The 12,188-nt window shown below is 51.2% G+C and carries 10 protein-coding genes and 1 riboswitch; all 10 genes read right to left on the reverse strand.

Features of this window, described 5'->3' with window-relative positions; all coding sequences use genetic code 11:
• Positions 1–211 precede the first annotated feature (211 nt).
• A complete protein-coding gene (gene purF, locus ABXR35_RS23475) occupies positions 212–1,693 on the reverse strand; it encodes an amidophosphoribosyltransferase (protein ID WP_367064495.1) in 1,482 nt (493 codons plus the stop codon).
• Positions 1,678–3,927 carry a phosphoribosylformylglycinamidine synthase subunit PurL gene (purL, locus tag ABXR35_RS23480; RefSeq protein ID WP_367064496.1) on the reverse strand — a complete coding sequence of 750 codons (2,250 nt, stop codon included), beginning with the start codon at positions 3,925–3,927 and terminating at the stop codon, positions 1,678–1,680. Before purL ends, purF begins: the two co-directional genes overlap by 16 nt.
• Positions 3,905–4,594, reverse strand: a complete 690-nt coding sequence (purQ, locus tag ABXR35_RS23485) for a phosphoribosylformylglycinamidine synthase subunit PurQ (protein WP_367064497.1) — start codon at positions 4,592–4,594, stop codon at positions 3,905–3,907. The genes purL and purQ overlap by 23 nt, the downstream gene beginning before the upstream one ends.
• A 4-nt stretch (positions 4,595–4,598) precedes the next feature.
• Entirely contained in the window at positions 4,599–4,844 is a 246-nt protein-coding gene (gene purS, locus ABXR35_RS23490; RefSeq protein WP_367064498.1) for a phosphoribosylformylglycinamidine synthase subunit PurS, read from the reverse strand.
• Positions 4,845–5,342: 498 nt separating this feature from the next.
• Positions 5,343–6,236, reverse strand: a complete 894-nt coding sequence (locus tag ABXR35_RS23495) for a phosphoribosylaminoimidazolesuccinocarboxamide synthase (RefSeq protein WP_367064500.1) — start codon at positions 6,234–6,236, stop codon at positions 5,343–5,345.
• A gap of 32 nt (positions 6,237–6,268) precedes the next feature.
• Positions 6,269–7,564 (reverse strand): adenylosuccinate lyase, encoded by a 1,296-nt coding sequence (gene purB, locus ABXR35_RS23500; RefSeq protein ID WP_367064501.1) that lies wholly within the window; start codon positions 7,562–7,564, stop codon positions 6,269–6,271.
• A 4-nt stretch (positions 7,565–7,568) separates the two neighbouring features.
• Complete coding sequence (gene purK / locus ABXR35_RS23505) at positions 7,569–8,747, reverse strand: 5-(carboxyamino)imidazole ribonucleotide synthase (RefSeq protein ID WP_367064502.1); 1,179 nt, start codon at positions 8,745–8,747, stop codon at positions 7,569–7,571.
• A complete protein-coding gene (gene purE, locus ABXR35_RS23510) occupies positions 8,744–9,244 on the reverse strand; it encodes a 5-(carboxyamino)imidazole ribonucleotide mutase (protein ID WP_367064526.1) in 501 nt (166 codons plus the stop codon). The genes purK and purE overlap by 4 nt, the downstream gene beginning before the upstream one ends.
• Before the next feature lie 310 nt (positions 9,245–9,554).
• A riboswitch (purine riboswitch) is annotated at positions 9,555–9,656 on the reverse strand.
• 216 nt (positions 9,657–9,872) lie between these two features.
• Positions 9,873–11,336, reverse strand: coding sequence for a phosphopantetheine-binding protein (locus tag ABXR35_RS23515; RefSeq protein ID WP_367064504.1), 1,464 nt, complete (start codon positions 11,334–11,336; stop codon positions 9,873–9,875).
• A gap of 369 nt (positions 11,337–11,705) precedes the next feature.
• On the reverse strand, positions 11,706–12,146 hold the full coding sequence (locus ABXR35_RS23520) for a universal stress protein (protein ID WP_367064505.1): 441 nt from the start codon (positions 12,144–12,146) through the stop codon (positions 11,706–11,708).
• Positions 12,147–12,188 lie beyond the last annotated feature (42 nt).

A 12,188-nucleotide genomic window follows, 5' to 3' on the forward strand; every position in this document is an offset into this window, starting at 1 on the left:
TAACGGATTCGCTGTTGGAAAATGGTGGGGAGAGTGTGGAGCGGAGGGGAAGGAAATAAGCTATAGATCGCCTTTGAAATCGGGTGCCTTCCTCTACAAGGGGTTATCCAATCCAAGGCACCCGATTTCAACCCGCGATCGGCAGCCTATATCCTTCCCCGGAGCGGTCCACATCTATCCCCGCCACCCTTTTCCACCAAGCGCAATCCCGTCAGCACCCACAGCCGAATTGCTCTTCGCCACCGAAATCAACTTGAGTTGGATAGTCGTTGTCAAAGCATGCCATGCACATGCCGCCTTTGTAGTCACCGCGATTATCGCCAGCGACTGCTTCGATCAAGCCCGTATTGCTCAGAAAGGCGAGGGAATCGGCGTTGATTTCCTGCCGAATTTCTTCGACCGTTTTGGATGACGCGATCAGGTCGCGGCGATCCGGGGTATCGATGCCGTAGAAGCATGGATTTTTAAAAGGTGGTGAGGTAATCCGTACATGCACCTCCGTCGCACCAGCGTCGCGCAGCATGTTGACGATCCGGCGCGACGTTGTGCCGCGTACGATGGAGTCGTCGATCATGACGACGCGTTTACCTTCAACGACGCGGCGTACCGCACTCAGCTTCATCTTTACGCCCTGCTCGCGCAGTTCTTGGCTTGGCTGGATAAAGGTACGTCCGGTGTATTTATTTTTGATCATACCTAGCTCGTACGGAATACCGGTCTGCTCGGCATAGCCGATTGCTGCGGAGATACTGGAATCCGGTACACCGGTCACTAGATCGGCATCGACGAACGCTTCGCGTGCCATGACAGAACCCATACGCTTGCGGGCAGAGTGCAGATTGGAGCCGTTCATATCACTATCTGGACGAGCAAAATAAATATATTCCATAGAGCACAGCGCTTTACGCTGCGGTTGTTCGATATACGTGTCTTCTTGTAAGCCCTGTTCGTCCAACACGAGCAATTCACCCGGCTGTACATCGCGTACTAGTTCAGCGCCAATCGTTTCCAGCGCACATGTTTCCGAAGCGAAAATATACGCTTCGCCCAATCGTCCCATCGTCAGCGGACGCAATCCGTTCGGATCGCTTGCAACGATCAGTTGTCCGTTGGTCATAATCATAAAGGCGAAACCACCCACGATACGGCGGAATGCGTCCTTCGCCGCTTCCACCAGCGGCTTCGGCGAACGAGCGATCAGATGCGCAACAACTTCGGTATCACTGGTCGTTTGGAAAATCGAACCCATTTCCTCCAGCTCACGACGGATTTGTGGCGCGTTGACGATATTGCCGTTCGTCGCCAGTGCTAATTCGCCCGCACGATAACGGAATACGAGCGGCTGAGCGTTGCCCAGATGACTGCTACCGCTAGTCGAATAGCGCACATGCCCGACGGAAATGTCGCCAGTCAATCCACTCATAATATCCTTGTCGAATACTTCCTTCACCAATCCCATGCCGCGATGGTAATTGAACTGGCTACGATCGCTGACACAGATGCCGCAGCTTTCTTCGCCGCGATGCTGAAGAGCATGTAAACCGTAATAAGACAGGGAAGCGGCCCCCGGGTGTCCGTAGACACCGAAGACGCCGCATTCCTCTTTTAACGTATCGAAAATATCGTTAGGGCCGGTTCCTTGATTATAATAGTCTCCGGTCCACAGTTGATGCTGGTTTAATTCATCAGACATGGAATCGCATCCTCCCAGACCTGGCGCAGCGATTTCACTTCTTCCGCCAGGACTTGTTTGCCGTCCACTTGGATTTGTAGTTGTTGTTCCTGTTTGACTGTACCGATGCGTGTGATCGGTACACCGGCTGTTTGCAGCTTGCTTTGCAGAGCATCCGCTTGCTCAGCAGTAGCCGACAGCAGAATGCGGGATTGGGATTCACTGAACAGCAGCAGGTCGTTGCGCAAGCCGCCAGATGTCAGTTCGATCTCTGCACCCAGTTTACCGCTGATGCACGATTCTGCCAGTGCCACTGCCAGACCACCTTCGGACAAATCATGCGCGGATTGTACTAGACCAGCTTGAATCGCGCCCAGTACGCCGTCCAGCAGTTGTTTCTCAATTACCAGATCCAGTGCTGGTGGACGACCTTCGGTCTTGCCATGCACGATATACTGGAATTCACTGCCGCCTAGCTCAGCTTTGGTTTCACCCAGCAGGAAGATGACATCGCCATTCTGTTTGAAGCCTTGAGTAGTAATATGATCGGTATCATGAACGAGTCCAACCATGCCGACAACTGGTGTCGGATAGATTGCCCCGCGTGTATTTTCGTTGTATAGACTTACGTTACCGCCGATCACCGGTGTTTCCAGTGCGCGGCAAGCCGTTGCCATGCCTTCGACGGATTGTTCCATTTGCCAGAAGATTTCTGGCTTTTCTGGGCTACCAAAGTTCAGGTTGTCCGTAATTGCCAGCGGCTCAGCACCGGAGCAAACGATATTACGCGCTGCTTCGCTGACGGCAATCTTACCGCCCACTTCTGGATCAAGGTAAACAAAGCGGGAATTACAGTCTGTTGTCATTGCCAGCGCCTTGCGAGTGCCATTTACCAGTACAACTGCCGCATCCGAACCCGGACGCACCGCGGTGCTAGTACGCACCATATAATCGTACTGATCGTATACCCATGCTTTGCTCGCTACCGTTGGCGAAGCCAGAATGGATTGTAACGCGCCGGACAGATCCGTTACTTCATCGTAAGCAGCCGTGTCGATGGATGCCATTTGCTCATAATAAGCCGGAACCGAGGATGGCTTGTTATAGATTGGGCATTCGTCAACTAGTGCATGAACCGGCATGTCACCAACAAGTTCATCGTGATGGAACAGCTTCAGACGACCATCGTCGGTTACTTTGCCGACTTTGGCACAGATAACGCCCCAGCGCTCGAAGATTTCCATCGCTTGTGCTTCGTCCTTCGGCTCGACGACGAACAGCATACGCTCTTGGGATTCGGATAGCATCATTTCGTACGGGGTCATGCCTTCTTCGCGCTGCGGCACCTGATCCAGATACAGCTCCAGACCATTGCCCGCTTTGCTCGCCATTTCCGAACTGGAGCAGGTCAGACCAGCTGCGCCCATATCCTGAATACCAAGCACAATACCGCTGTCGATCAGTTCCAGACACGATTCCATCACCAGCTTTTCCATAAATGGATCGCCGACCTGTACCGCCGTTTTGCGCGCTTCGGATTCTTCGGTCAATTCCTCGGAAGCAAATGTCGCTCCGTGGATACCGTCACGTCCTGTTGGTGGACCAACGTAGAAGACTGGGTTACCCACGCCTTTGGCAACGCCGCGCTGGATTTTATCATGGTCGATCAGACCGACGCACATCGCGTTAACAAGTGGATTGCCTTCATAGCTCTCGTCGAACATCACTTCGCCGCCAACGGTCGGAATACCGATACAGTTGCCATAGCCAGCGATACCGCCTACAACATGCTCGAACAGATATTTCACGCGCTCGCTCTCCAGCTTGCCGAAGCGCAGCGAGTTAAGGGAAGCAATCGGGCGTGCACCCATGGAGAAAATATCGCGGATAATACCGCCCACGCCAGTCGCTGCGCCTTGATACGGCTCGACAGCGGATGGATGGTTATGACTTTCGATTTTGAAAACAACTGCCTGATTATCGCCAATATCAACGATCCCTGCACCCTCGCCCGGTCCCATCAGGACACGCGGACCATCGGTTGGGAAACGTCTCAGCAGCGGTTTGGAATTTTTGTACGCGCAATGTTCCGACCACATTACACTGAATACGCCGATTTCCGTGTAGTTCGGTTTACGTCCGAGGAAACCGCAGATCAGATCGAATTCGGTGTCCGAGACACCCATTTGTTGATACAGTTTCTGTTCTGCGACTTGCTCCGCCGTCGGTTCCTTAACGGATGTTTGCTGCGTCATGTTGATCCCTCCAGGCTTTCAAAATAGATGTGAACATTTTCTTACCGTCTGTCGAGCCAAGCAGTTCATTCACTGCGCGCTCTGGATGCGGCATCATACCCACCACATTGCCACGCTCATTGCTAATACCTGCGATGTCATGCAGCGAGCCATTGGGATTTTCTCCATATTGGAAGACGATCTGGTTGTTGCTTTTCAGCTGTTCCAGTGTTGCTTCGTCGCAGTAGTAGTTGCCTTCGCCATGTGCGATAGGAATGATGATCTCTTCGCCCTGCTCATAATCCAATGTAAATGGCGTCTGGTTGTTCGTGACAGTCAGTACGGTATCGTGACAACGGAATTTCATCGATTCGTTACGCAGCAGTGCGCCCGGCAGCAGGTGTGCCTCGGTCAGAATCTGGAAACCGTTGCAGATGCCCAGTACATATTTGCCTTGCTCCGCAGCTTTGACCACTTCCGCCATTACCGGTGCAAAACGGGAAATCGCGCCGCAGCGCAGGTAGTCACCATAGGAGAATCCACCCGGAACTAAGATACAATCGTATGCAGACAGGTCAGTTGCCGTGTGCCATACATAATCAACCGGCTCGCCCAGCGTTTCTTCTACTGCTTTGAAGCAGTCGATATCACAGTTGGAGCCAGGGAATACAAGTACCGCAAATTTCATGGGATTAACCCTCCAGTTCAAATCGGTAATTTTCAACGACCGTATTGGCAAGCAGCTTCTCGCACATTACTTTCAGGCGCTGTTCCGCTTCTTCGCGGTTGTCGGTATCCAGTTCAATCTCCATAAATTTGCCGATACGTACACTTTCCACTTCGTTAAAGCCAAGAGTATGCAGAGCGCCTTGTACGGTTGCTCCCTGCGGGTCAAGTACGCTTTCTTTGATGGTCACGTGAACTGTCGCTTTGATCATGGGTTGGTGTTCCTCCTTAGTGGTGGGTGAGGCTGGAATTTTACTTGGTTTTGTTTGGGTGGATCAGGGTGCATGGGCAGACATTTTGATTTGACGAGTAGGTCCGCTCCGGGAAGGGATAAGGAGACGGAACTCCGGTGGAGCCGCGGGAATCTTTTGGATTAGGAAGGAATGAAGATTCCCGCCCCTCCAAAGTGGTAAGATATTTTGCTCCGCAAAAATCACTTTGGATTGAACCTAGTGTTTGAACATCGCAAACACTGTAAGTCGTCCTTTTTCCTTATTCCCTTCCCTGCGCTCCGTGCTTGTTTGTTATTTTAAAGGGGGCGCATACGTCCTGATCCTACCGGCAAACGGTACTGGTGTAACAATTCATACGTTGAATGTGTAGCAGTTATATGGAGTGATTCGTTTGGATTCACTTTTTCACTTCTGTATTTCTGCGTTATTCTCCACTTGTATGCTGTCTCGCTGTTTTTCCGCTTCTGAATGAACGGGCTACGAAAGTTTGGAGCCGGTTAGTTTTTCGTAGATGGTGAGGTAGCGGGTGGATGTGGTTTGGACGACTTCGGCTGGCAAGGGGGCTGGGGGGCTGTTTTTGTCCCAGTCGGTACTTGCCAGGTAGGTGCGTACCGGTTCTTTGTCCATGCTGTCGATTTCGATGTCGAGTGCATAGTTTTCCTTTGCCCAGAAGCGCGAGGAATCTGGGGTGAAGATTTCATCGATCAGGATCAATTGTCCGTCGATCAAGCCGAATTCGAATTTGCAGTCGGCAAGGATGATGCCGTGCTGCTGGCATTGCTTGCGGGCGTATTCGTATAGCTGAATACTTTTGTCGCGTAGCTGTTCTGCCAGTTCTTCACCGACCTGCTCTTTCATTTGTTCAAAGGAAATGTCTTCGTCGTGACCGACATCGTTTTTGGCAGCTGGGGTGAATAATGGCTCTGGGAATTGATCATTTTTGCGCAGACCCTGTGGCAGCGGGATGCCGTTGACTTCGCCGGTTTGCTGATACTGACGCCAGCCGCCTCCGGTGATATAGCCGCGAACGACGCATTCGATGTCGATGCGTTCCGCTTTGCGCGTTACCATAATACGGTTGCGCAGTGCTTCGCGGTCACGCACGATGTCGCCAAGACGATCCACGTCGATATGTACAACATGGTTGTCGATCAGCTGCTTCGTCTCGCCGAACCAATAAGCGCTCAGCCGATTAAGTACTTCGCCCTTGTGCGGAACCGGCGGGTCCAGTACGTAGTCAAATGCGGATATGCGGTCGGTTACGACGATGAGCAGATGCTCGCCCAGATCATACAGCTCGCGTACTTTGCCTTTGTAGATCAGCGGCGCGTCGATCAGTTCCGCTGCCGTGGATAATGCCTGTGCTGTCATGTCATCTTCCCTTTCCCCTGTGTAGTGGTGGTTCAGTCCAGACCCAGCTTTTTGAAAATAGTATCGACGTGCTTCAGATGCCACGATGGATTGAACGCATCCTCAATCTCATCCGCATTCAGCAGCTCAGTAATCGCTGGCGTTTCCGAGATGATGTCTTTGAAAGAGCGCTGTTCTTCCCATGCCTGCATCGCGCGTGGCTGAACGGTATCGTATGCTTGCTCACGGCTCAATCCTTTGTCGATCAGCTTGGTCATGACGCGACCAGAGAAAGGTACGCCGTACGTACGCTGAATATTGCGTTGCATGTTTTCTGGGAACACGGTTAGGTTTTTGACGATATTGCCAAACCGGTTCAGCATGTAGTTCAGCAGCATGGTCGCATCCGGCAGGATGATACGCTCTACGGATGAGTGCGAGATGTCGCGTTCATGCCACAGGGTAACGTTCTCGTACGCGGAAACCATATGACCGCGAATAACACGCGACAGACCGGAGATGTTTTCCGAGCCGATTGGGTTGCGTTTGTGCGGCATTGCAGAGGAGCCTTTTTGACCTTTGGCAAAAGCTTCTTCTACCTCGCGGAATTCGCTCTTTTGCAGGGCGCGCACTTCGGTAGCGAATTTGTCCAGCGATGTAGCAACCAGCGCCAGTGTCGCCATATATTCAGCGTGACGATCACGCTGCAACGTCTGAGTGGAGATCGGTGCTGGCTTAGTGCCCAGCTTGCGGCATACAAATTCTTCAACCGCTGGATCGATATTAGCATATGTGCCAACCGCGCCGGAGATTTTGCCGTATTGTACGTTATCTGCTGCATGACGGAAACGCTCCAGATTCCGCTTCATTTCCTCATGCCACAGCGCCATTTTCAGACCAAATGTTGTCGGCTCAGCGTGTACACCGTGCGTCCGTCCCATCATTGGCGTGTTTTTGTATGTCAGGGCCTTTTCCTTCAAAATTTCGATAAAATTGATAATATCGCGCTCCAGAATTTCGTTCGCTTGGCGCAGCAGGTAGCCGAGTGCGGTATCCACCACGTCGGTCGATGTCAGACCGTAATGCACCCATTTGCGCTCCTCGCCCAGACTTTCAGATACAGCACGGGTAAAGGCGATAACATCATGGCGCGTCTCCTGCTCGATCTCATAGATCCGATCCATATCAAAGGTAGCATTCGCACGCAGCTTCTCTACATCCTCGTGTGGAATCACGCCGAGGTCTGCCCATGCTTCGCAGGCGCAAATTTCCACTTCTAGCCACGCTTTGAATTTGTTCTCTTCACTCCAAATATTGCGCATTTCCGGTCTGCTATAACGTTCAATCATGGTTTTATTTATTCCTCCATATGTTGGTTTGCTCTATCCAGTTCAGAGCGTCTTCTCTATTATGACACAGCACATTGATATGTCCCATCTTGCGCTTATGCTTGGCTTCTTCTTTCCCATATAAATGGTACTTCGGGATCACGTTCCACTGTTCTGCCGCTGCATCGACTGATAACATCCGCTCTATAACTTCTGGCACATGCTCACCGAGAATGTTGACCATCACGACTGGTGTGCGCAGTTCCGTACTGCCCAGCGGCAAGCCACAGATGGCACGCACATGCTGTTCAAACTGCGAGGTTGCACATGCTTCCATCGTATAATGCCCCGAATTATGCGGGCGCGGCGCCAGCTCGTTCACATACAGCTCGCCATTCTTCGTGCAAAATAGCTCCACCGCCAGCAGCCCAACGGCATCCAGCGATTCCGCAATATCTACTGCCATCTGACGCGCCTTTTCCTGTACCTCATCCGGCACACGCGCTGGTACGATCGACAGATGCAGGATGTTATCAACATGGATATTTTCCGCTACAGGGAATGTCTGTACTTCGCCGTTAGAGCTGCGTGCCGCAATGACCGACAACTCGCATTGAAAGTCGATAAATTGCTCGACCACTAGCTCTGTGCCTGCCGGGCTCAATTCGGCAAAAGCAGTCGCTGCCTGCTCCTCACTGCGAATCACAAATTGCCCTTTCCCATCGTATCCGCCTGTTGCCGTCTTCATCACGCAAGGTGTACCGAAGCGACGTACCGCTTCCAGCGTTTCCTCTGCACTATTCACCTGTGCATAGGGTGCAACGGTTGCTCCAGCAGCTTCAATGGCACGCTTTTCCCGTAAACGATGCTGGGTTGTGTAGAGCAGCTTGCTACCCTGCGGTACATACGACTGCTCTTCCAGTAATGCCGCCACTCCTGCATCGACATTTTCAAACTCGTATGTGATCACATCCGCTACTGCCGCCAATCGACTCGCCGCTTCCGTATCATCATAATGAGCGACAATCTGCTTGCTCACCTGTCCGCAAGGCGCGTTGTCCGCCGGATCAAGGGTGACGAAGCGATAGCCTAGCGGCGCGCCCTGTAGCACCATCATCCGTCCCAACTGCCCGCCGCCGAGAATACCGATCATTGAACCCGGCGGAATGAGGCGTCCGTCCCGTTTGCCTGCTGTTGTACTCATAAGCTGTCCTCGCCTAGTGTGGCGCTCGATTCCAGCACTTCCTGCTTGATGCGCTCACGTCGTTCGTTGACCCGATCCAGTACCTCCCGATCAAATGCACCGAGAATCTGCGCCGCCAGCAAACCAGCGTTTGTCGCCCCTGCTTTGCCGATGGCTACCGTCGCAACCGGAATACCACCCGGCATCTGTACGATAGACAACAGCGAATCCAGCCCGTTCAGCGCTGCCGACTTAACAGGCACGCCGATTACTGGCAGCAGTGTCTTGGAGGCGATCATACCCGGCAGATGCGCTGCGCCACCTGCTCCCGCAATAATGACCTTGATCCCGCGATCCTGCGCTTCCTCAGCAAACCGAAACATCAGATCCGGCGTACGATGCGCGGATACGACCTGCTTTTCATAAGGAATATTCAGTTCATCCAGCACCTGACAGGCATGCTGCATCGTTTCCCAATCTGACTTGCTTCCCATCACAACAGCGATCTGTACTGTCATCATATGACCTACTTTCTATAAAAGAATGAATATGGCAGGGTATGACTCTATTCAGCATATCATCCGCCTGTTTGCGCAATGTTAGCCTGCCCAAAAGTCTTTTAAAGAATCAACGCCAACGACTTTTCGGCAATAAAAAATCCGCAAACCCAAGCGGAAATCAATTGATTTCCAGGATTCCCGGACGACAGAGCGCATAACGGATGACATGCTCTCCACCTGCTCCTTCCCTCATCATCATTGATATGATCATTCGGCGGGGCAAAGCAGCACCAGCAAGCAACGCAAGCAGCTGTTCATGTAGCTACCTGTGTTCATCGTTCGCTCTCGTAGTCCGAAAATTTAAGGTCTTCGGGTAGATACTTCCGGGCCATATCCCCGGCGTTATACGAGCACAATCACAATTCACGTTATTCATAAGCTTCATTACACAGTGTACCAATCCACTACACTGTATGTCAACTTAAAAGGCGAACGTTACCTTATTCATATTTTTCATTGTTCGTATTTTGGACAGTTTGTATCCAAGATAGATGCCCACCAACGATTAAAACCATAAAAAAGACGCATGGTTACGCCCGCCGCCTATAGGAAAGGCAGGATGTAACCATGCGTCGTATAAAACTATTTATTTTGTCTGTCCAGATGCCACGCTCTGCTTTTCTTCGAGCGGAGCCATTCCATAGCCAGTGTTCAGCATATCGGTAATACTACGAATCGAAGTGAGATTGGTAACGGTCAGATCTTGATCGCGAATCTGGATACCCAGCTTGTTCTCCAGCCCGACGATAAGATCAATCGTTGTGATGGAGTCCAGCCCCGCTTTGTTCAGATCGTCTTCGCGACCAACTTCTAGCTTGCCTTCGAAGATTTCGTTCAACACTTCCATAACCGTCTGCTCCGCATCGTGCTTCATAACTGATTGCTGTACAGTGACTGCACTCTGGCTTTGCGCTTGATCCACCACTACGCCAGCTTGCTCTTCAAAGGAAGGCCACGACGAGCGATCACGACCATGACGATCCAGAAACGCTTCTTTCCAGCGATCCGTACCAAAAGCGACACAACCCGAATACAGCTGCTCACCCTGCTCGTCCGCGATGTCGTATTTTCCACATAACACATCTTCGCAGTAGTTAAAGGAAGCAATGGAGCTTTCCTGTCCCGTTGTGCGCACAGCAGCCAGCTCGTACTTAGCATTGCTGACCATCTGGTATGTTCCTTTTGTCTTTACATCCTGACTGAAAAAGAACGGGTCTGTCGCTGTTTCAATTTTGCCATGCAGACCAATTCGGTCAAACAGCGCCCATACATCGTTCATGATAGCATCGCGTGTCTCTGCTACCCATTGCTGATCACCGACAAAAACAATCTCGCGCATCGTAAACTCAGTACGACGGAACGCATCCTTGCGCCAAGAGATCTCATTGCGGAAGCAACGTCCTTTGGCAGTCAGTACTCGACGTTGATTGCTGCGGCTGCCCTGATGTTCCTCATAGCAGTGATAACAAATGCACGGCTGCAGTATCTCGCCCGTTGGCACTAGCGATTGATGATGGGAATGACTGAGCGCCTGTTGACGGAATGCATTGATATTTTTATAGTTATGCGGCACAGTGGCTGTACCGACAATATTTTGCGGGAAATTAATATGGTATTGGTTGCGAACCATATTGTTTTTGCCAAACGTAGACGGATATTCGCGCAGCTCTGCCCCATGACGACGAGCAATGTCGATAAACGCATGATCTAACTGCTCGAGCAGTACAATATCCGTTTCGTCCAGATAAGCCGCCGCTGGCTTGGACGGAACCGGTTCAGCGTTAGGTTCTGCGATATCGCCATTCAAATTGTCGCGCACCACCGTTTTGCCAATGACACGCGTCTGCTCTAAGCTCGCACACAGCTCATCGTAGTGCTGCTCCAGCTCCTGCCGCTTGGACGGGTCTTCGGTATCCAATATCACCTGAATCGTACTGGACTGTATATGATAATCTACAGCGGTAATTTCCTCCGCCAGATAGGGCACCCGTTCCATCAACAAATCAATTTTGCCGGTCATCTTGTCCGATACATGCAGCAGTATTTCCATCAGGACTGCTCCTCTCTGAGTCTCCATGGTTGTCTTTTATCTAACGCTCTTATTGTATGATTAAACCGTTCACACAAATGGAATAACATCGATCTGTGCTTCCAAACCGGGATTGAGACCATGACACAAGGCATATACTGCCGCTATAACGGGGTTATAGCGTATTTCCCGGCATTCATTTTTTCTTTTCTCGGATATGATCGTACAGGTTGTCATGTTATTTTATCGGCAATTGAGGGCAAAATATATAGTACATAGGTGTGACGAATATGCAAAAAAAGCTAGTATTCTTCCTAGGAAAAATACTAGCTTTTACAGAGCCGCCATATTCAGGATACCAATTCCGCATACTCCTTAGGAGCAGCGAAATTATTTGACAATCAATACAGGAATGCGCGCGTTTTGTACCACGTTGTGGCTGACGCTACCTAATACGAATTCGCGGATACTGCCCAGACCGCGACTACCGATAATAATGACATCGGAATTGTGATTCTCGGCAAATTCCAACACGCTCTGTGCTGCCGAGCCTTGGATCATCTCTACATCGAACTTGTTAGTGATACCGGATTCCTCCAGACGACGTTTCGCTTCCTTCGCCGTTTGCATCGCCATTTCGTACAATTCCTCGTTCGAGGTCGTTGGCACTGGTACAATTCCCTCGCCCATAAAATAGCGCGGGAAATCAAACACATGAATAGCGTCGATATGTGCCTCAGGATTGGCGCGCGCCAGCTCCACTGCGCGACTCAGCGCTTTGTTGGATGCCTTCGAACCATCATAAGCAAGCAGAATATTAGAAAATAACATGTGTGTTCCCCTCTCTCTCGGCTTATGCCGTTGTCATTCACG

The organism is Paenibacillus sp. JQZ6Y-1 (assembly GCF_040719145.1).
GTDB lineage: Bacteria > Bacillota > Bacilli > Paenibacillales > Paenibacillaceae > Saccharibacillus > Saccharibacillus kandeliae.

Bases quoted from the DNA above. Each gene is read 5' to 3' on its own strand.
- purF (WP_367064495.1), bottom strand. From the start codon at position 1,693: ATGTCTGATGAATTAAACCAGCATCAACTGTGGACCGGAGACTATTAT.
- purL (WP_367064496.1), bottom strand. From the start codon at position 3,927: ATGACGCAGCAAACATCCGTTAAGGAACCGACGGCGGAGCAAGTCGCA.
- purQ (WP_367064497.1), bottom strand. From the start codon at position 4,594: ATGAAATTTGCGGTACTTGTATTCCCTGGCTCCAACTGTGATATCGAC.
- purS (WP_367064498.1), bottom strand. From the start codon at position 4,844: ATGATCAAAGCGACAGTTCACGTGACCATCAAAGAAAGCGTACTTGAC.
- ABXR35_RS23495 (WP_367064500.1), bottom strand. From the start codon at position 6,236: ATGACAGCACAGGCATTATCCACGGCAGCGGAACTGATCGACGCGCCG.
- purB (WP_367064501.1), bottom strand. From the start codon at position 7,564: ATGATTGAACGTTATAGCAGACCGGAAATGCGCAATATTTGGAGTGAA.
- purK (WP_367064502.1), bottom strand. From the start codon at position 8,747: ATGAGTACAACAGCAGGCAAACGGGACGGACGCCTCATTCCGCCGGGT.
- purE (WP_367064526.1), bottom strand. From the start codon at position 9,244: ATGACAGTACAGATCGCTGTTGTGATGGGAAGCAAGTCAGATTGGGAA.
- ABXR35_RS23515 (WP_367064504.1), bottom strand. From the start codon at position 11,336: ATGGAAATACTGCTGCATGTATCGGACAAGATGACCGGCAAAATTGAT.
- ABXR35_RS23520 (WP_367064505.1), bottom strand. From the start codon at position 12,146: ATGTTATTTTCTAATATTCTGCTTGCTTATGATGGTTCGAAGGCATCC.